At 73.4% G+C, this 19718-nt stretch carries 18 protein-coding genes; 2 read left to right on the forward strand and 16 right to left on the reverse strand.

Features of this window, described 5'->3' with window-relative positions:
- Nucleotides 1–157: 157 nt before the first annotated feature.
- Complete coding sequence (locus P3T37_RS18625; protein ID WP_280724835.1) at nt 158–1441, forward strand: glycosyl hydrolase; 1284 nt, start codon at nt 158–160, stop codon at nt 1439–1441.
- Here the strand turns inward: P3T37_RS18625 and P3T37_RS18630 are convergent.
- The 9 genes from P3T37_RS18630 to P3T37_RS18670 form a co-directional block, all read right to left on the reverse strand.
- Nucleotides 1422–2570 carry a GNAT family N-acetyltransferase gene (locus tag P3T37_RS18630; RefSeq protein ID WP_280724836.1) on the reverse strand — a complete coding sequence of 383 codons (1149 nt, stop codon included), beginning with the start codon at nt 2568–2570 and terminating at the stop codon, nt 1422–1424. The two genes, P3T37_RS18625 and P3T37_RS18630, sit on opposite strands and share 20 nt — an antisense overlap.
- Nucleotides 2567–3229: a lipopolysaccharide biosynthesis protein gene (locus P3T37_RS18635; protein ID WP_280724837.1), complete on the reverse strand. Its 663-nt coding sequence runs from the start codon at nt 3227–3229 to the stop codon at nt 2567–2569. The genes P3T37_RS18630 and P3T37_RS18635 overlap by 4 nt, the downstream gene beginning before the upstream one ends.
- Nucleotides 3230–3231: 2 nt before the next feature.
- Nucleotides 3232–4380 (reverse strand): glycosyltransferase, encoded by a 1149-nt coding sequence (locus tag P3T37_RS18640; protein ID WP_280724838.1) that lies wholly within the window; start codon nt 4378–4380, stop codon nt 3232–3234.
- Nucleotides 4377–5165 (reverse strand): polysaccharide deacetylase family protein, encoded by a 789-nt coding sequence (locus tag P3T37_RS18645; RefSeq protein ID WP_280724839.1) that lies wholly within the window; start codon nt 5163–5165, stop codon nt 4377–4379. Before P3T37_RS18645 ends, P3T37_RS18640 begins: the two co-directional genes overlap by 4 nt.
- Nucleotides 5155–6942, reverse strand: a complete 1788-nt coding sequence (locus P3T37_RS18650) for a lipid II flippase MurJ (protein WP_280724840.1) — start codon at nt 6940–6942, stop codon at nt 5155–5157. Before P3T37_RS18650 ends, P3T37_RS18645 begins: the two co-directional genes overlap by 11 nt.
- A complete protein-coding gene (locus P3T37_RS18655) occupies nt 6939–8261 on the reverse strand; it encodes an O-antigen ligase family protein (RefSeq protein ID WP_280724841.1) in 1323 nt (440 codons plus the stop codon). Before P3T37_RS18655 ends, P3T37_RS18650 begins: the two co-directional genes overlap by 4 nt.
- A 5-nt stretch (nt 8262–8266) precedes the next feature.
- Nucleotides 8267–9775: a sugar transferase gene (locus P3T37_RS18660; RefSeq protein ID WP_280724842.1), complete on the reverse strand. Its 1509-nt coding sequence runs from the start codon at nt 9773–9775 to the stop codon at nt 8267–8269.
- 372 nt (nt 9776–10147) lie between these two features.
- Nucleotides 10148–11314, reverse strand: a complete 1167-nt coding sequence (locus P3T37_RS18665) for a glycosyltransferase (RefSeq protein ID WP_280724998.1) — start codon at nt 11312–11314, stop codon at nt 10148–10150.
- A 151-nt stretch (nt 11315–11465) separates the two neighbouring features.
- On the reverse strand, nt 11466–11915 hold the full coding sequence (locus P3T37_RS18670; RefSeq protein WP_280724843.1) for an SRPBCC family protein: 450 nt from the start codon (nt 11913–11915) through the stop codon (nt 11466–11468).
- A 138-nt stretch (nt 11916–12053) separates the two neighbouring features.
- Between P3T37_RS18670 and P3T37_RS18675 the strand changes: the two genes are divergently transcribed.
- On the forward strand, nt 12054–12935 hold the full coding sequence (locus P3T37_RS18675; protein ID WP_280724999.1) for a HipA family kinase: 882 nt from the start codon (nt 12054–12056) through the stop codon (nt 12933–12935).
- A gap of 16 nt (nt 12936–12951) precedes the next feature.
- Here P3T37_RS18675 and P3T37_RS18680 read toward each other — a convergent pair whose 3' ends face one another.
- From P3T37_RS18680 to P3T37_RS18710, 7 genes are all read right to left on the reverse strand, one after another.
- Nucleotides 12952–13335: a hypothetical protein gene (locus P3T37_RS18680; RefSeq protein WP_280724844.1), complete on the reverse strand. Its 384-nt coding sequence runs from the start codon at nt 13333–13335 to the stop codon at nt 12952–12954.
- Nucleotides 13336–13379: 44 nt separating this feature from the next.
- Nucleotides 13380–14510 (reverse strand): hypothetical protein, encoded by a 1131-nt coding sequence (locus tag P3T37_RS18685; protein ID WP_280724845.1) that lies wholly within the window; start codon nt 14508–14510, stop codon nt 13380–13382.
- Between the two features lie 498 nt (nt 14511–15008).
- On the reverse strand, nt 15009–15725 hold the full coding sequence (locus P3T37_RS18690) for a DUF5753 domain-containing protein (protein ID WP_280724846.1): 717 nt from the start codon (nt 15723–15725) through the stop codon (nt 15009–15011).
- Between the two features lie 61 nt (nt 15726–15786).
- Complete coding sequence (locus P3T37_RS18695) at nt 15787–16089, reverse strand: DUF6879 family protein (protein WP_280724847.1); 303 nt, start codon at nt 16087–16089, stop codon at nt 15787–15789.
- Between the two features lie 214 nt (nt 16090–16303).
- On the reverse strand, nt 16304–16786 hold the full coding sequence (locus P3T37_RS18700; RefSeq protein ID WP_280724848.1) for a GNAT family N-acetyltransferase: 483 nt from the start codon (nt 16784–16786) through the stop codon (nt 16304–16306).
- Nucleotides 16783–17913 carry an amidohydrolase family protein gene (locus P3T37_RS18705; protein WP_280724849.1) on the reverse strand — a complete coding sequence of 377 codons (1131 nt, stop codon included), beginning with the start codon at nt 17911–17913 and terminating at the stop codon, nt 16783–16785. The genes P3T37_RS18700 and P3T37_RS18705 overlap by 4 nt, the downstream gene beginning before the upstream one ends.
- A gap of 4 nt (nt 17914–17917) precedes the next feature.
- On the reverse strand, nt 17918–19414 hold the full coding sequence (locus P3T37_RS18710) for a glutamine synthetase family protein (protein ID WP_280724850.1): 1497 nt from the start codon (nt 19412–19414) through the stop codon (nt 17918–17920).
- Nucleotides 19415–19718: the final 304 nt, after the last annotated feature.

Below are 19718 nucleotides of genomic sequence, written 5' to 3' on the forward strand. Positions count from 1 at the left end.
GCGCGATCACCAAGCGTCAGATTGCACGGTGGATTCGGCCATACTCGCCGCACTTGTCCACTTTAGGGTGACATTCGGCTTTTCTGACGGCTCGTAGGCTTACGGTCGGTGATGCAGGCGTGCTCGGACCGCCTCGCGAAGCCCCCGAGGAGAGAGCATGCGAATCGGCCGCCCGGCCCTGGCCGCCTCCACCCTGCTGCTGCTCATCACCGCGGGCGTCTCCACCGGCGGCCCGCTGCCCACCGCCGACCGGCTGCCCGCCCTCTCCTCCGACAGCGCCGCCCACCCGCGCGGCGCCGCCCCCAAGCCGCCCGCCCAGCGGGCCTCGCACGAGGTGCCGTTCGGCGCCTTCGTCGGCTCCTGGGACACCTACATCCCGCAGATCGCCCAGCTGGCCACCTGGCTGAACGGCGCCAACCTCCAGGTCGGCCACACCTACCTGGCCGGAAACAGCTGGAACGACGTCGAGGGCGACACCAAGGTGCTGGCGCTCTGGTCGCAGTGGCGGCAGGCCGACCCGTCCCGAATCCTGGTGCTCAACGTCCCGATGCTGGCGCCCAACGAGCCGCCCGTCCAGGACGGCGGCCAGGTGTCCACGATGCTGAAGCAGGGCGCGCGCGGGGCCTACGACCAGCACTTCCTCAAACTGGCCAGGAAGCTGGTCGCGCTCGGCGGCGGCGACACCGTGCTGGTGCCCGGCTGGGAGATGAACGGCACCACCTACACCGGCCGCTGCGAGCCCGACCCGGCCGCCTGGAAGGCCTACTGGCGGCGGATCGTCGGGGTGATGCGCTCGGTGCCCGGCCAGCGGTTCCGCTTCGACTTCGACCCCAACCGCGGGCTGGACGCGATCGCCTGGACCAAGTGCTACCCGGGTGACGACGTGGTGGACATCATCGGGATGGACACCTACGACCAGCAGCCCGGCAACACCTTCGACGACTACGTGCGCGAGCCGTACGGCCTGGAGGACCAGGTCGAGTTCGCCGCCAAGCGCGGCAAGCCGGTCTCCTACCCGGAGTGGGGGCTGTGGCGGCACGGCGACAACCCCGAGTTCGTGCGGCGGATGGTCGAGTGGACGCGCACCCACGACACCGCCTACCAGACGGTGACCGACTACTGCCCGCACGGCGTCTGGGAGTGCCGCAGCAACCCGCGCTCCAGCGCGGTCTACAGGAGTCTGCTGGCCGGGTCCAACGGCGCGGGCGAGCCGCCCTGCCCCGGGCACGGCACGGACGGACGGCCGGTCAGGCCGGTGCGGCCGAACCCCCGCTGCACGGCGGCGACGCCCGCCGCGCCGTCCCCCTCGCCGTCGGCCGCGCCCTCGGCCGTCCCGTCCACCGTCCCCGCTGTCCCGCTGCCGGGCTGGCCGTCGGTGTGGCCGCCGGCCTGGCCCTCGGTCTGGCCGACCGGCTGGCCGGTCAGCGCCGCACGGAACTGAGCAACCCGCGCAGCCGGAGCGCCGGGCCGCGCAGGTGCGGGGCCGCGGCGGTCCGGGCCCGTGCCAGGGTGAGCCGCAGCGACAGCGCCACCGCGAACCAGCGGGGCCCGAGCAGCAGCCGGTGGTTGTGCTCGCGCTCGGGCCGCCAGCGCTCCTTGTACGGCTCCTCGCCGCGCATCAGGCTGAGCTCCGGGATGCCGGCCCGGACGGCCTCCTCCAACGAGGTGCCGAAGAGCAGTCCGGCGATGTCCAGCCGCTCGCGCAGCCGCGGATGCGCGCCGTAGAGGTAGAGGCCGGCGAAGGACGGGCAGAGCAGCAGCAGGTCCACCGCCATCAGCTCGCCGTCCAGGTGGTAGCGGTAGACCACCGCCTGGCCCAGCTCGGCCAGGCCCGCCGTGGACTCCTTGAGGTGCGCGGCGAAGCGCTCGCTGACGTGCTCGGGGGTGACCGTGCGGCTCTCCCACTGGAGCGCGTGCAGGCCGAGCAGGTCGGCCATCGCCGCCGGGACCTCCGCCACCGGCACCCGGCAGGCCTGCACCCCGGCGTCGGCCAGCTTGCGCTGCTTGGCCCGGCTGCGCTGGGCGGTGCGGCCCGGCAGCCGGGCCAGCAGCTGGTCCATCGGCACCGCCGGCAGGTGCTGGCAGACCGAGTCGAGCAGCTGGTGGCGCCGGCCCGCCCAGTGCGCGTAGACCTGGTGGGCGGCCGATCCCGGCCGGACCTCGCGCAGGTCCAGGGCGTGCCAGGGGCGGTGCAGCGGCAGCGCGGCGGCCAGCCGGGCGGCGGCCTCGGCGGCGCAGGAGTCGTCCAGCAGCAGATCGGTGAAGTCGATCAGCCGGCCGCCGAGCGCGGTGAAGGTCCCGGTCCGGCTGCGCTGGAGGGCGGCCGCGCCGACCAGCAGGCCGCCGCGCCGCACCAGCAGGACGTACAGCGCGCCCGGGCGGCCGTACGCACGCCACCAGGACTGCTGCCAGGCGGCCGCCTGGAACGGGGTCGTGGTGCGGCAGCGGGAGGCCAGGCCGTCCCACTCGTCGGCGAGGTGGGCCAGCGCCCGGTCGTCGCGGCGGACCTCGGTGGTCCACTGCTCGGCGGCCACGGGGGTGCGGGTGGCGACCCGGGTTCTGGTTCTCACTTGGACCTCCCGGCAGGCGCGGGCTCAGGTTCGGGAGTCGGGACGGGCTCCGGGCTCGGGCCCGGGACGACTGCGGCCGGCTCGGCCGGCTCCCCCGTCGGAGCACTCCGGCGGCGGGTCATCATCACCAGCGACCCGACCAGCACGCCCGCGGCCGCGCCCACCGCCACGTCCAGCTGGTGGCTGGGGGTGGTCGGCGCGGCCGGATCGGCGGCCGCGGCCAGCGGGACCAGCTTGACGCCGGTCTCCTTGCTGCTGGTGTTGGCGAAGGCCACCAGCGACCTGGCCACCGCGTCGGCGGAGCGCACGGCGTCCTGCGGCCGGCCGCCGGTGCCGTCGATCTCGATCACCGGCGCGTCCGGCGAAGTGGTGCCGGTCACCAGGCTCGCCAGCTCGGCGCTGCTGCGCCCGGCGTCCGCGGCGGCACCGATCAGCACCTGCGGCTGCCCGGCCAGCCGGCCGTACGCCTGCGCGAAGTTGACCGCCAGCGCGCCGTCACCGCCGCTCTCCGGGACCACCACCACATAGGAGTTGGCGGAGTAGACCGGCGGCGTGAGCACCGCGTAGCCGGCCCCGGCCACCGCGCCGAGCGGCACGGCGATCGCCACCGGCCACCAGATCCGGGCCAACTTGCGGGCACTGTTGCGTAGTTCTGACATCTCTAGGACTCCCTCGGTCCGATCCGGACGGGCGTCTTCGCGCCACGCCCCAACCGCTGGTACAGAACGGCCAGTTCGGCGGCCGTGCGGGCAATGTCGTAGTGCGCCACGGCGGGTGGCTGCGGCAGTGCGGTGCTGCGCCTGGCGCCGAGGGTGGAGAGCGCGGCCAGGTAGGAGGCGGCGTCCGAGGGCACCTTGAGCGCGCCCGGCGCGGCCTGCGCGGGCAGCTCGTCGAGCGCGGGGCAGGCGCTGTGGCAGACCGGCAGGCCGGCCGCCAGGCCCTCCAGCACGGCCACCCCGAAGGTCTCCTCGACCGACGGCGCCGCCAGCACGTCCATCGCGGTCATCAGGTCGCGCACGTCGTCCCGCTCGCCCACGCAGATCAGCCGGTCGGCGACGCCGAGCCGGGCCGCCTGCCGTTCCAGGGCGGCGCGCTCGGGGCCCTCGCCGACCAGCAGCAGCCGCGCGTCGCGCTCGGCGGGCAGCCCGGCCAGCACGTCCACCAGCACCGAGAACCGCTTGCCCGCCACCAGCCGCCCCACGCCGCCTAGCACCCAGGCCTCCGGCGGTACGTTCAGCGAGGCCCGGACGGTCTGGCGCAGCGCGGCGCGGGAGGCGGTGGGCAGCGCGTAGCGGGCCGCCTCGATGCCGTTCGGCAGCACGTGCACCCGCTGCCGGGGCACCCCCCACTCGGCGAGCGTGGCGGCGACCTGTCCGGAGACCGCGACGGTGCTGCCGCCGAGCCGCTCGGCCGCCAGGTAGAGCGACTTGACGCCGGCGCCGACCGGACGGCCCTCGATGGTCCCGGCGTGCAGCGAGTGCTCGGTGGCGAGCACCGTGCGCACCCCGGCCAGCCGGGCGGCCAGCCGGCCGTAGAGCCCGGCCCGGTAGAGGTGGGTGTGCACGATGTCGTAGCGCCCGCGCCGGATCAGCCGGGTGAGCCGGGGCAGCACCGTGAGGTCGCGGTTGCCGCGCATCGCCAGGTCGTGCACGGTGAAGCCCTCGGCGCGCAGCGCGTCGGCCACCGTGCCGGGGTTGGTCAGGGTGGCCACCTCGCTGTGGTAGCCGCGCGGCAAGTGCCGCAGGGTGAGCAGCAGTTGGCGCTCGGCGCCGCCCGCTGCCAGCCCGGTGATGATGTGCAGTACCTTCATCGCTCGATTCCCTTTCCGGCCCTGCGCAGTTCGGTCACCACGTCGCGCAGCCCGTGTCGGCCGCGTTTGGCGCGCAGGCGCCAGGCGCCGTCCCGGTCGCCCACGTAGCAGCGGGGCAGCGCGAAGCGGCCCGCCAGCACGCTGTGGCCGATCGCCACCGCGTAGTCGTAGCCCGCCGCGGCGACGGCCCGGGTGGCGGGCTCGTCCACCGCGCCGTACGGGTAGCAGAAGCCGGTGACCGGTCCGCCGACCAGCTCCTCCAGCGCCCGCCGGCTGTCCCGGACCTCCGCGTGCAGCACGTGCGCGGGGACCCCGGGCAGCGCCCGGTGGCTCAGCCCGTGCGAGCCGATCTCCCAGTCGGAGCCGGCCAGTTCGCGCACCTGCTCGACGGTCAGCAGCTGCTTGCGCGGGCCCTTGACGTCCCAGCCGTTGTCGCCGCCGAGCCGGTCCGCGACGACGTACGCGGTGGCGGTGAACCCGTAGCCGCGCAGCACCGGGACGACGTGCCGGGCGAAGTCCGCGTACCCGTCGTCGAAGGTCAGGCCGACCAGGCGGCCCGGCTGCCCGGCCGCCTGCGCGGCCAGCAGGTCGCGCATGCTGACGCCACGCCAGCCGCGGCTGGCCAGCCAGCGCATCTGGGCGGCGAACCGCTGCGGACTGACCGTGAGCAGGTACGGATCGTCCTCCTCGTCGGCGACCGAGTGGTACATCAGGACCCAGGGAGCCCCGTACCGGCGTCCGGCGCTCTGCTGCGGCAGGCGCAGGTGGCTGAGTTCAGCGGCCATCGGGCAGTGTTCCTTCCTCCGGGAGGTCTCGGGAGCCGGCCTGGCGGGCGGCGAACGGCACCGCGTCGGCAGGCTTCGAGCGGGGCCCGGCGGGGCGGAACCGGCGGACCGGGTCCAGCACTTCGCGGGCGCCGAGCAGTGCGCCGAGGACGGCGTAGGCCACCACGACCGCGAGTCCGCCGGCGGCGATCGACAGCAGCGGCTGGGCGCTGGCCCGGGCCGCGATCGTCCCGGCCGCCGTCGCCCCCACCCCGGCCGCCAGCAGCCGGGCCTGGCCCGCCAGCACCTGGCGCATCCGCAGCGCGATGCCGCGCATCGGCAGGCCGCGCAGCAGCAGGGCGGCGGTGCTGGTGATGCCGGCCGCGTTGCCGGCCGCCAGGCCGAGCGCCCCGAAGCGGGGCATCGCCAGCAGGCTGACCAGCGTGGTGACCAGCAGGCCGACGGCCATCGAGGCGACCGGGTACCAGTCGAGCAGCTGGCGCCCCCCGGCGTCCGGCCGCGGGTCGTCGGCGCGCCGGACGGCCGGGCGCATCGAGAAGAACGGCCGCACCAGCACCCCCGTCAGCGCCTGGGCCAGCAGGCCGAGGCTGTAGACCTGGATCACCTGGGCGGTGGCCGCGGTGTCCTCGGGGCTGAAGGCGCCGCGCTGGAAGAGCAGTTCGACCACGGCCGGCGCGCAGGAGATCAGGAAGGAGGTGCCGACCAGGACCACCGCGGCGGCCTGGCCGAGGTCCTTCTCCACCCGGTCGCGGGCCGCCAGCAGGTCGCCGGCCGCCAGCGCCCGCGCCACCAGCGGGAAGGTCACCGTGCAGATCAGGATCGCGGTGGTCATCGCGAGCTGGGAGACCTTGGTGGCGTAGTTGAGGTGCGAGATGGTGCCGGGCGGCAGCGCCGAGCCGAGGTAGCGCTCGATGAAGACCTGCGACTGGCGGCTGAGCGTGAAGGCCGCCACCGGCAGCAGGGCGAGCGGGCTGAGCACCAGGGGCCGCGGCCGGGCCGGCACGGCCCTGGTGCGCGGGCGGCCGGCCCGCAGCCGGCGGGCGAACGGGACGATCAGCACCCCGGCCATCAGCAGGCTGCCGAAGGCCACCCCCAGCGCGGCGGCCCGCACCCCGAGCCTGCCGTGGCCGAAGCTCAGGACGCCCAGGATGCCCAGGTTGTACGCCACGTAGATGGCGGCGGGGGCGGTGAAGCGGTGGTGGGCGCGCAGTGCGGCGCCCAGGTAGCCGGCCACCCCGAAGGGCAGGATCGTCACGGCGGTGATCCGGGTGCAGGTGACCGCGAGCGGCGCGTCGGCCAGCCCGGGGGCCAGCGCGTGCACCACGGCCGGCGCCCAGAGCGCGGTGGCGCCGGACAGCGCGCAGAGCACGGCCAGCAGCCAGGGCAGCGTGGCGGCGGTCAACTGCCGTACCGGGTCGGGCCCGTCGGGCTGCTCCTCGCGCAGCACCAGGGCCAGGCTGAAGGCCGGGACCATCAGGAACGCCATCGCGTCCTCGATCAGCAGCGGCGCCGCGGTCTCCGGGACGGTCCAGGAGACCAGGAAGGCGTCGGTGCCCTCGTCCGCGCCGAAGAACCGGGCCAGCAGCAGGTCGCGCAGCAGGCCGAGCGCCGAGCCGACCGCGCTGAGCACCGCTGTGACGCCGAAGGCGCGGGCCAGGAACGAGCCGGTGCGCGGCGGCTGGGGCGGCTCGGCGCCGGTCGGCGGGACCGGTGCCGGTGGAGCGGTGACGCTCTGGTCGGTGGTCACGGCGTCGGTGGTCACAGCGTCGGTGGTCACAGCGCGCGGCCGTCCGTACGGTCCGGCAGCGCCCACCAGGCCGCCACGCCCAGGATCACCGAGGTCAGCACGGTGGTGGTGCCCCCGATGTCCGCGTACAGGAAGTCGACCAGCACCCAGCTGAGCAGTCCGACGGCGGCCGGTCCGGCGTCGCCCGAGCGGCGCAGGCAGCCCAGCAGCAGGGCGAGGAAGAGCGCGCCGTACGCGACGATGCCGACCAGGCCCTGCTCGCTGAGCACCAGGAAGTACATGTTGTGCGGGGAGAGCAGCGGCTCGCGCTCGAAGCCGATCGTGGAGTCGGCCGCGTCGCTGCCCGAGGAGAGCCGCAACGGCGCGTGCGAGTCCCGCAGTTGCGGGAAGCTCTTGGGGCCGGCCCCGGTCACCGGGTGGTCCGCCCAGATCGCCGCGGCGGTCGCCCACAGGTCGTAGCGGTCGCTGACCGAGTGGTCCTCGTTGCCGCCGGAGACCGAGCCGATGCTGTCCAGCCGCTCGGCGACCCCGCCGCCGCCCAGACCCAGACCGCCGACCAGGACGACCGCGGCCGCCAGCCCGATCACCGCGCTGCGCACCGCCAGCCGGGCGTCGGCCCGCAGCATCAGCACGGTGACCGCGACGCCGCAGGCGATCCAGCTGCCCCGGCTGAAGGAGACCGCGAGCGGGAAGACCAGGAAGGCCGCCGCCGCGAACAGGGCGCGGCGCAGCAGCGGGTTGCGGCGCTCGGCCAGCGCCAGGGCCAGCGCGGCCAGCAGGCCGAAGCTGACCACCCCGGACATCGCCATGACGTCCAGCGCGCCGAAGGTGCCGACCGCCCGGATCGGCTCGCCGGTGTAGGAGGCGCCGGTGCCGGTGAGGTACTGCTCGGCGCCGACGCCGCCCTCGATCAGCGCGGCCAGCACGAAGGCGCCGAGCACCAGGCGCAGATCCCTGCGGTCGCGCAGCGAGCAGAGCACCGAGGCCGGCACCAGCACGAAGATCTGCACCAGCCGGACGAACCCGGTCAGGCTGGCGGACGGGTCGATCGAGGTCACCGTGGCGGCCGCGGCCGCGCAGACCACCCCGCAGAAGACCGCGCAGGCCTGCCGGCCGAGCGCCAGCGGCCGTCCGCGCAGCAGATCCAGGGCGATCAGTGCGACCAGGCCGAGCGAGGCCAGGTCGGCCGCGGTGATGTGGACGGCGGCGGTGACGTCCTTCTCGCCGGTCGGCACGCAGACCAGCAGGATGGTGGCCGCGGCGAGCAGGCTGGGCCGGGCCAGCAGCAGCTGCCAGGGCCGTCGTAAGGCCGCACCGCGTGCGGCGGACAGTGGGAGGGCGATCGCCACCGGTGTCAGCTCCCGTCCGGATGCAGCATCAGGGCGGCGGTGCGCAGCAGGATCTTGACGTCCTGCCAGAGGCTCCAGCTCTCGATGTAGCGGTTGTCGTAGCGGATCCGGTCCTCGATCGAGGTGTCCCCGCGCAGGCCGTTGACCTGCGCCAGGCCGGTGATGCCGACCGGTACCCGGTGGCGGTCGGCGTACTCGGGGTGGGTCTGGGCGAAGCGCATCACGAAGTACGGGCGCTCCGGGCGCGGGCCGACCAGGCTCATGTCGCCGCGCAGCACGTTCCACAGCTGCGGCAGCTCGTCCAGCGAACTGCGGCGCAGCAGGCGGCCGACCGGGCCCATCCGGTTGTCCTCGGAGATGCTCCAGCGGGTCGCCGACTCGTGCTCGTTGCTGGGGCGCAGGGTGCGGAACTTGAGGACGGTGAAGACCTTGCCGTCCAGACCGGTGCGCTGCTGGCGGAAGAGCACACCGGGGCCGGTGTCCCAGCGCACCGCGATCGCGCAGACCGCCAGCACCGGGGCGACGGCGATCAGGCCGAGCCCCGAGGCGACGACGTCCAGGGCGCGCTTGGCCGCCCAGCCCGGGCGGCGCAGCGCCGGGCGGCCCAGCCGCAGGCACGGGAAGCCCCAGAGGTGGTCGGCGCAGCGCCGGACGGCCGGCTCCAGCGAGCCGTACTCGCGCAGCGCCGGGACCAGCCAGACCTGGCAGCCGAGCCGGGTGGCCTCGCGCAGCGCGGCGGTGGTCTCCGCCTCGTTCGCGGCGCCGGCGGTGGCGAGCACATGGCGCACGCCGTGCCGGCGGACCTCGCGTTCCAGCACCTCGCGGCCGCCGAGCACCGGCAGCGGCGAGTCGCCGGGCAGCAGCACCGGATCCGGGTCCAGGTAGCCGACCGGGCGCATGCCGTACTCCCGGCGCTCGCGCAGCACCGCGGCCACCCGCTGGCCGAGCGGGCCGGCGCCGAGCACCAGGACGGGCACCGGACGGCGGCGGCGGACCCGGCGCAGCGCGCCGTACAGCGCCGCCCGGCCGAGCGCCGCGGTGAGCAGCAGCACGCCGAGCAGGGCCAGCAGGCGCAGCGGGGTGGCCGGGCCGCAGGAGGGCCAGTGGCCGGAGAGCGCGGCTGCCAGCGTGACGGCGAAGGCCAGTGCGACGGCGGCCCGGCCAGCCAGCGCGGGCAGCTCGTCCAGCGCCGAGGGGGTCATCCGGATGCGGTACAGGCCGCCGGCCAGGTTGAGCGGCAGCAGCACGGGGAGGACGGCCGCCGCTCCGGCCAGCGGGTGCGCCGGGTCCACCGCGCAGACCGCGGCGGCGCCGCAGCCGGCCAGCGCGTCGACCATGAGCAGGCCGACCGGCAGGACGAGGCGGGAGCGCAGGCCCCGGCGGTGTCGGCCGAGCGGCGGCGCGGACCGCGACTGGGCCGGCCGGGTGGGCCGGTCCAGGACCTCGGTCGTGGTCCGCCGTACCCCGGCCGTGGACCGCCCGGGTCGCGGCACACTCTCGTGGTCAATGGTCATCAGCGCACGAACTCCCCTGCTGTGTGCCCCTGGCGTCGGGTTCCCGGATCCGGTTGCCCGGCACCGGGATCCCGGTCCATGGGCGCGGTCCGGGTAGCACCTGCTACCGCGCTGGCGGCTCTCGATCACATGTGCACAAGGACTTGGTCGAGGATCTCGCGCAATACGAATGAAGCAGGCAATATCAGACATTACCGAACGCTGGCTAAAATTCCGGAAGTTGACTTGCCATTTCATTCCACCCGCCCATTAATAGTAATTTCCGACTTAGTTGATGCGAATGACCTTTCGACACGGGGGCAGCATTCCTGTGGTGGAGATGATTCTCACGACCGGCGTTCCCATGGCAGGCACTCACTGCCTGAGAAACGATCAGATCCCCGCGGGGACACGGGGAGTCCTGCGCCCGCCGGTGATCAACTCGTGGTAGAGCTCCTGGTACAACTCGGACACCCGCGCGACGACCGAGCGCACGTCGTGCCGCTCGGTCACCCACGCGCGCGCCTCGACCCCGCGGCGCTCGCACTCCAGCGGATCGGCCAGCGCCTCGGCCAGCGCGTCGGCCAGCGCGTCGGTCAGCGCGGCCGGGTCCTGCGGCGGGATCAGGGAGTCCGCGCGGTGCGCCTCGGGCAGCTGCTCGCGGGCGCCGGGCACGTCGGTCAGCAGGACCGGACGGGCCATCGCCATCGCCTCCAGCGGCGCCAGGGCCATGCCCTCCCAGCGCGAGGGCAGCACCACCAGGTCGGCCGCCGCCAGCCAGGGCCGCGGGTCGGCCACGTCGCCGGTCAGCCGGACCCTGTACGGCTCGGGCAGCGCTCGGGCCTGGGCGGCCAGCGCCTGCGCGTCCGGACCGCCGCCGACCAGCGCCAGCCGGGCGGTGGGCACCCGGCGCAGCACCGCCGGCCAGGCGGCGAGCAGCACGTCCTGGCCCTTCTGCCGGCACAGCCGCCCGACGCAGACCGCCAGCGGCTCCGAGAGGTCCAGGCCGAGTGAGAGCCGGGCGGCGCGGCGCTCGGCGGGCGCGTAGTGGCGCAGGTCCACGCCGTTGGGGACGACCGCCCAGTCGGCGCTGATGCCGACCGCCTCGCCGTCCGCCCGCTCGTGCTCGCTGACGCACAGCACCGTCGACGTCCACCGGGTCGCGTACCGCTCCCAGCGGCAACTGGCCGTGGCGAGGGCGCCGGTGGCGGCGGCGAAGGACCAGGCGTGCGGCTGGAAGACGGTGGGCAGCCGGCCGCGCACCGCCAGCCGGCCGGCCAGGCCGGCCTTGGCGCTGTGCAGGTGCACGAGGTCGGGGGCGGCCGACCGCAGCAGCCGGCGCAGGCGGCGGACCTCGGCGGGGACGGAGTGGCCCGGCGAGCGCCGGGCCGGCCAGTCCAGCACCTCGGCGCCGACCGCGGCCGCCTCGGGCCCGAGCCGGCCGCCGGGCGGGCAGGCCACCAGTACCCGGTGCCCGGCGGCGCGCTGGCCGCGGACCAGGTCGGTGACCACGCGGGCCACGCCGCCGTCGACGGGCTGGGAGATGTGAAGGATCGTCAGATGCACGGCCGCGAGCCTAGGGTTGCGGACCGCGGCGGCTCGCCTGCTGTCACCCGCCCGGGGACGGGGTCCACCCGTACGGCTGGTGGCTCGTACGGGTGTCCCGTGCGGCTGTCGTGCTGCCGTTACACCAGGGTGCTACTTCAGGGTGCTACTTGAGGTTGTCGGCGAGCTTGGCGAGCACCTCGTCGTGGATCCGGTTGAGGCCCTTGGGGGCGAAGGTCCGCTCGAAGAAGCCGCCGATGCCGCCGGCGCCCTGCCAGGTGGTCTCGATCTGCACCTTGGTCTGGCCGGCGCCCGCCTGGGCGTCCTGGCTGACGGTCCAGGTGATCACCATCGAGGAGTTGGCGTCGGTCTCCACCAGCTTGCCGGCGCTCGGCGCGCTGACGGTGAAGAGGCAGTCGCGGACCCGCTTCTCGGTGGCCTGCAGCTTCCAGTGCACCTGGGTCCCGGCGCCGAAGCCGCCGGCCCGCACCTCGTACTCGCTGTACTGCGCGGGCAGCAGCTGCGGACGGACCACCTTGTAGTCGGCAAGGGCCTCGTACACCTGCTCGGGGGTGGCGGGGTAGGTCCGCTCGGTGCTGGCGTAGACCTGGGCCATGGCTGCTCGTCTCCTCATGCGATCGCTGTGCGCGTTTGTGATCACTGCTCTCGAATGTGATCACTGCGCGTGGTGACGGCCAGCCAATCACACGTCACGGGTGGGTTTTCACGGGGTCGGTTTAGGCTGGCCAGTGTGCTGAAACAGCTGAACCAGGTGAAGGCTCTGCGGTATCTGGACGCACTGCGGGCGGGAGGTTCGGTGCCCGGGGTCGTCGAGACGGACGACCTGGGTACGTACGTGGTCAAGTTCACCGGCGCCGCGCAGGGCCGCAAGGCGCTGGTCGCCGAGGTGGTCGTCGGCGAGCTGGCGCGGCGGCTCGGGCTGCGGGTGCCCGAGCTGGTGCTGGTCGACTTCGACCCGGCGGTGGCCGCGCACGAGGAGGACGCCGAGATCCAGGACCTGCTGCGGGCCAGCGCCGGCGTCAACCTGGGGATGGACTACCTGCCCGGCGCCCGGGACTTCCGGCCCGCGCTGCTCCCGAGGGACACCGTGGAGATCGACCCGCTGGAGGCCGGCCGGGTGGTGTGGCTGGACGCGCTGACGGCCAACGTCGACCGCACCCGCAGCAACCCGAACCTGATGGTCTGGCACCACCGCCTCTGGCTGATCGACAACGGCGCCGGGCTGGTCTTCCACCACCGCTGGTCCAGCGCGGCGGACGCGGTGGCGAAGGCGTACGACTTCCGCGGCCACGCGCTCGGCGGCTACCGTCCCGACGTCGCGGCGGCGGACGCCGAGCTGGCGCCGCTGGTGACGGAGCAGCTGCTGCACGAGGTGCTCGCCCTGGTCCCCGACGCCTGGCTCGCCGACGAGCCCGGCTTCGCCGGCGTGGCCGAGCTGCGCGCGGCGTACGTCCGTCACCTCGCGGCCCGCGCGGCGCTGTCGCGGCAGTGGCTGCCGCAGGAGTTCGCGACGGAGGAGCAGCTGCGCGCGGCCGAGGCCGCCCGTATCGCCAGGGCCCAGGCGGGCCGCCCGGCCTGGCTCAAGCACGTACCCGACCTGCACGGGCCGAAGTAAGCCGCCCGGCGGCCGCTCAGCTCCGAATGCCGTGGAGCACGAAGACCCCCTCAGCGAGCGCCCCGGCCAGCGCGCCGAGCCAGAGCGTGGCCAGCGGCACCCGCCGCCGCCCACGCTCGCGCCGCACGGCGGGCACCAGCAGCGGAAAGCCCCCGAGCAGCGCCCCGACGACCGGCCCGGCGAGCGGAAGGAGGAAGAACCCGACCAGCAGCAAGCCCGGAATCCGCGCGCCGCCCATGACCACGACAATCAGCGTGACAGCGTAAAGAGCCGACAACAACAGCCCGGTGAGCGCGACCGACACCCACATGACCGCGACCCACCCCCGCCCCCCGCCGTCCACCGACGGGCGGTCAGGCACCTGGAACCACGGCTGGGCGGGCACTTCCTGCTTCTCCATGCCCCTACCCTGGCCCACCGACCCACCCCCGCGCATGAGTACGGCTACTCAGAGCCGAGCGGTCCGGGACCGCCCAGCCATATGGTCTGCGTGCCGTCTGCCGCGACCGTGAGACCGAAGTCGGTCAAGCCGGGCTTCCCCTCCTCCAGCCACCGCAGCCGGGCGACAGTGATCTCATCCCAGATCCGGCGTGGTCCGGCCTGGTGCACCGAGCCTTTGTCGTCCCAGCGCTGGAGCCGCGCGGACGCCCACGATCCGGCGTCGTCGGAGAGGACCATCCGATACGTACCGGTCGGGTCCGCCTCGTCCCAGGTGTGGCTGTACCGGACGCCCGGCACGCACAGGCCGATGGCGAAGGCAGCGTTCACGTTCTCCACCGCGAGGTCCGGATCCATCCGGGAGGCTCCCAGGGACTCCGCCACTCCTGCCGGGACCGCAGTGTGGGGTCGCTGCGCTCGTGCCCACATGAAGCTGACGTTGCCGACGAACCGACCATGCGACTCCTGGCCGGCTTCTCCGACTTCCAGGCGCAGCAACGCGGCGTTGGCGTACGGCGTCCCCCACGGGGTCACGATGACGCCGCCGGGCTTCGTCTGCTCGATCCATGCTGCGGGTACTCGCTGAACGGCGGCCGTGGAGTGGATACGGTCGAACTGGACCCCGCCGGGCCGACCGAGCAGGCCGTCGCCGAGATGGATCGCGGGACTGAACCCGGCTGCCGCCAGGTGCGTCGCGGCCTGCGCGCATACCGCGGAATCGACCTCAACCGTCGAGACCGACTCGTCGCCGAGCCGGGCACAGAGCAGGCCGCTCGTCCAGCCCGTGCCTGTACCGACGTCCAGCACCGACTGACCGGGCCGAACGTCCAGGTGGCCGAGCATTTCAGCGACCAGCGACGGCATCGACGCCGACGACGTGGCAACCCCGGGTCCGTCAGCTGCACCATCGTCCAACTGCGTCACCACCACAGCATTGGAATGGACTTGCGCCCACCAGGTGTCGGGCTCGGCGGTGCGTGTGACCCTGCGATAGCCGTTCGGGGCATCCCCGTCCGGGGTCCACACGGCGTCCGGAACGAAGGCAGAGCGCGGGGCGCGCTCGAACGCCCCCCGCCACTCCTCGCCCAGTGCGCCCGACTCGGCCAGTTGGTCGAGCAACTGCGCGTACGTGTCCATTAGTTCTCGCTCACCCGCTCACTTGCTCGGCGGGGGGACCGGCTTGGTCCACTGGCCATCGGATTCCTTCGGCGACTGCTGCTTGTCTCCCTCGGAACCGCCCTTGCCGTCTCCATGACCACCCACGGTCAACCTCCTGTATGGGCTTCCCGACTGCCGGTCGACAGCCGGACTACTCGGTGTTGCGGGCTCGGCGTCGACCGATAGTGCTGCCGTACGGGCCGAACCGCGTCACGACGTACCGGTCCCCTACCAGCACCAAGGGCCTGCAGTGTTCCTCCTTGTTCTCTACCGCCTGCTGCCGAGGGGTTGTCACCTGGCGCGCCAGAGCTTGCACCCCCGGCACTCACAGACTGCGAATACCGCATCCTTGTGCCGGTCGGCGTTGACCGCCCTTGACGCTGCCGCTGATGGCGAGCGGTATTCGAGTGGTTACGATTCAGAGCGTAGGGAGGCCGTCACGGACGGTGCCACAATCTTGCACCGTCTTGCACGGATTCACCCGAGAGCGTCAATAGCCTCTCGGATCAAAGCCTTTGCGGCCGGGCCGTAGACAGCCATTCCCGCCAGGATCTTGAACGCCTTGGCGTACGTTGCGATCTCACCCGGCGTGGAGATGGCGACCAGCGCTGACAGAAGCTCGGCCTCAACCAGCCGGTCATCGAACATGTAGAAGGCCTCAAGCGGCCACATCTTGCGCTTCGTACCGAACGGGATCACCCCGAGGCTCACCCGGGGGAGGGCCATGACATCCAGCAGATAGCAGAGTTGATCCCTCATCTCCGCTGACTCGCCGAACGGGTACCGCAGCACCGCCTCCTCCAGCACCAGGGCGAACGTCCGGCTGCCCTCGCGCAGGTACCGGCCGCGTGCGAGTCGGCTCTCCACGGCGTCGCTCACATCATTAGGCGTGCCCTGGAACTCCGTGATGACGGTCATCAAGTCGCGGGCGTAACCGCGCTGCTGAACCATGCCGGGCATGACGTTGGAGCAGTAGACCCGGAACTGTCGCGTCTGCTCGAACAGGGAAACGGCATCCTCCTGGACGCGCCTCATCCCGTCGCGGTGGAGCTGCTTCCACTGCACGTACATCTGGCCGGCCTGCCGGTTGGCCGCAACCAGGTCGGCGGCCTGGTCCTCCGCATCGCAGGCCGAGCACCAAGCACGGATATCGGAGTCCGAAGGCGGAGTCCTGGCATTCGCGATACGCGACACCTTGGACTCACTCCAGCCCGACGGAGATAGGGGCATGATCCGGCTATCTGATGAGGCGCGGTCAGACCGAGTACCTGTCGTGCGGAACTGCCCGCTCCCATACCGCTTCGAAGGCGGTGGCGCACAGAGCAACTACGTCAGGGCCTGTCTGGAGCTCCTGCTTCGGAGTGGCCCAGTTGCCGTTGCCGTCAAAGAAGTTCACCAGCACGGCCGTCCCGTCGAACAGCCGGACCACCGACTCTCCGCCGGGGATCGTGTTCGAGTGGTCTTCTCCGTGGCCGGCCTCAAGGATGCGGACCAACAGCTCCCCATCGGCGTCCCACCCCTGAAAGACGATCTCTCGATTGTCCTCGTCCAGCCACACGGTAGGGGACCCCTCCTTGCCCGTCTCGGGGTCAATACCCACGAACCGTACTGGCATGGCCATCCTCCGCTCACATCGCTTGCGCGATCTTGCAGAACTTGTTGTCGTGGACAACAGCATTCCCCGTCGGGGACACCCCTGTCTGGCATTTGGGGTTCTGATGAACTGCCATCTGCTGGACCCTGACGCGACGCGGTCCAACCCGACTGTCCGGCTACGGCAGGTCGATCTTGTAGGAGATGAAGCCGTGGTGGGTGGCGACCTGGTCGTAGAGGCGGCGTGCCCGGGTGTTGGACTGGTGGGTCATCCAGTAGAGGCGTGAGCAGTCCTGCTCCCGCGCCCAGTCGGTCACCGCGGCGATCAGTGCGCGGGCCACGCCCTGGCCGCGGGCGTCGGGGGCGGTGAAGAGGTCCTGGAGGTAGCAGACGTCCGGGGCCGAGGTGTTGGCGTGGACCAGGAAGTGGGTGATGCCGACCAGGCGGCCGTCCAGCTTCGCACCGAGGGCGTGCATGCGGGTGTCGTCCTGGAAGGCGTCCCAGGCGCGGTCGTACATGTGCTGCGGCAGGGTGCGTTCGTAGAACTCGAGGTACGAGCGGAAGAGGGCCTCCCACTGCGGACGGTCGGCCGGAACGAGCTTGGCTATGGCGACCACGGGGTTCCCTTCGTCGGCGGCGACACGTCGGGCGAGTTTGATCATCGTAGGCCGTACAGGCGGCGGGCGTTGGCGAAGGAGAGGAGACGGGTGAGGTGGGCGGCGTCGGCGGGGGTGCAGGCTCCGGCGCGCTGCCAGTCGCCCAGCAGGGTGGCCAGGGCGTGGCGGAACTGCGCGGCGCCGACCAGGTAGAGCTCGGGGAGGCCGTAGGCGTCGGTGGAGAACAGCACCTTGCCGAACGGCGCCAGTTCGAGCAGTTCGCCGAGGACGGTCGCGGCGCGGGCGCCGGTGTAGCCGACGGTCAGGCCGATGTCGGCGTAGACGTGTGGGAACGCCTGGGCCAGCCAGCCGACTTGGCGGTGGTAGGGGTAGCCGTGCAGCAGCACCAGGGGGACGCCGGTCGGTTCGACGGCGCGGATGAACGGGGTGAGCAGCGAGGGGTCGGCCCGGTGCAGGGTGAGGTCCGGATCGCCGAAGCCGGTGTGGAGTTGGAGCGGTAGGGGCGGGGTGCGGCGGGCGCAGAGGTCGACGGCGGTCCAGAGCAGCTGGCGGAGCAGGACGGGGTCGGCGAGCCTGGTGGACGGTCCGGCGAGGAAGCCGGCCGCGGCGCGGGCGGCTTCGGCGTCGGTCGGCCGGGTGGCGGGGATGTCGAGGCCGTAGCGGTAGGCGAGGACGGACTTCACGGCGACGGCGTCGGCGTCCGCCAGCGCGGCGGCGAGCGCGTCCCGCAGGGCGGCCGGCCAGTCGGCTGCGGTCGGCGCCCGGGCGGCCAGTGCCTCGGCGACGTTCTCCAGGCGGACCACTTCGCGCACCTCGGCCCCGGCGAGGCTCGCCAACCGGGCGGTCGGGAGCAGGGGGTGCTCGGCTGCCGCGGTCAGGCCGGTGTCCACGAGCAGGGTCCGCAGGCCGGCGGCCGCGAGCAGTCGGCGGGTCGACTCGGCCGGTCCGAGCGTGCGCCGCCGGGCCAGGTAGTCGGCAGCGGTGGCATGGGCGGGCAGGCCGAGTGCGGGCGGGCACCAGCGGCGCAGCGCCAGGCCGAGCGAGCTGTCGAACGCCGAAGTGCCGGGCGCGGGCGGCCGGTCGGACTCGGTCAGCAGCGAGCCGAAGGCGTCGTCGTCGAGGTCGGCGACGACGATGCTGTGGCAGTGGTGGTCGAACAGCGACGCGGACACGGTGTCAGTAGCGCCAGCGGGTGGCGGCGGCGACCTCCTGGTCGGTGCGGCCGGCGAAGAGTTCGCACTCGCCGCGGCGGACGGCGAGCACGGCCTCGTACAGCGGGTCGCCGAGCGCCTCGCGCAGCATGGTGGAGGACTCGAAGGCCGCCACCGTCTCCAGCAGGCTCCCGGGCAGTCGCGGCACCTCGCCGGTCGCGGAGTCGTCGGGAGCGCCGGCCGGGTCGCCGGGGACCTCGGGCGGCAGGGCGAGCCCGGCGTCCAGACCGGCCAGGCCTGCGGCGATCACCGCGCCGACGGCCAGGTAGGGGTTGGCGGCGGCGTCGAAGCACTTGATCTCGGCGTTGGCCGCGCCCTGTCCCTCGTCGGGCGGGCCGGGGATCAGCCGCAGGGCGGCCTCCCGGTTCTCCATCCCCCAGCACTGGTAGGCGCCGGCCCAGCGCTGCGGGCGCAGCCGCAGGTAGCTGGCGACGCCGGGCGCGCCGAGGGCGAGCAGCGCGGGAAGCTCGGCGAGGACGCCGGCCAGGAAGGACTCCCCCTCGGCGGTCAGCCCGTAGGGGCCGGGACCACCCTGGAACAGGTTGCGCTCACCGCCGTCCGGACCGCCGCGCCAGAGCGAGAGGTGCAGGTGGCCGCCGTTGCCGACCCCGCCGGGCTCGACCGCCGGGGCGAAGGAGACCCGCAGGCCGTGCCGGCCGGACACCGCCCTGATGGTCTGCCGGACCAGCACCGTGGTGTCGGCGGCGCCCACCGGCCCGTCGGCGGCGAGCGAGACCTCGAACTGACCGGGCGCGTACTCGGGGTGCAGTTGCAGCACGGTCAGGCCCTGCTCGGCGAGGGCGCGGAGCAGATCGCGCAGGTACTCGGAGAGGTCGGTGAGGCGGTGCATGCCGTAGGCCGGGCCGTGCGTGGGGTAGACGGGCGGATCGTCGGGGGCGCCAGCCAGGGCGACCACCCACTCGATCTCGATGCCGGCCCGCAGGGTGAGACCGCGTTGGCGGGCGGCCTCGGTCATCCGGCGGGCGAAGAGTCGCTGGCAGCCGGGGTGCGGGCTGCCGTCCTGCGCGTAGCGGTCGGCGGGGGCCCAGGCCCAGCCGGGCTGGGCGGCGAGCCGGACCAGCCGGTCCACGTCCGGGATCAGGCGCAGGTCACCGGCCGGGCCGCCGATCCAGCGGCTGGTGGTCATCGAGTCGTCGACCAGGAAGACGTCGAAGCAGGGAGCCGCGCCGACGCCCCAGGCGGCGGCGTGCTCCAGGCGGCGGACCGGGACGGTCTTCACCCTGGTCAGGCCGGAGTTGTCGACCCAGCCGAGGACGACGCCGTCGACGCCCTCCGCGCCGAGCCGGGCGGCGACCGCCCGCGCCCGGGCGGCCCGCTCGGATCGGGCGGCGGCGGCCGCGGCGGCGTCCGGGACGGCGGACGCAGCAGCGGCAGCGGCGGCAGAAGCCCGGCCGGGCGGTGGCTCGGCTGGGAGCTGGGGTTCGGCGAGGGTGGTACTCACACGACCCATGCTGCCCGCAGCCGACCGCCGTGGGAACTCCCCGGACGAGTGTTCGTAGCGGCGGCAGATTGACCGAACGGACCCCTTCCTACCTCCCGGTAACTTCGCTACAGTGACCGCACGCACCACCGCTGGGCTTCGGGAGCCGCACCAGCGGGGGCCATCCTCCATGAGGGTGTGCGGTGCGTACGTTCCGGTTCCGGGGCCGACCTGCCCGCAGAGCCGCTTACTTCCCTTTGCACGCGGCATCACCGCATCACGGCCGGAGCGGACCGGCGAGATCACGGATGCCGCAGTTGTAGTC

The organism is Kitasatospora sp. MAA4, from assembly GCF_029893355.1.
Lineage (GTDB): Bacteria > Actinomycetota > Actinomycetes > Streptomycetales > Streptomycetaceae > Kitasatospora.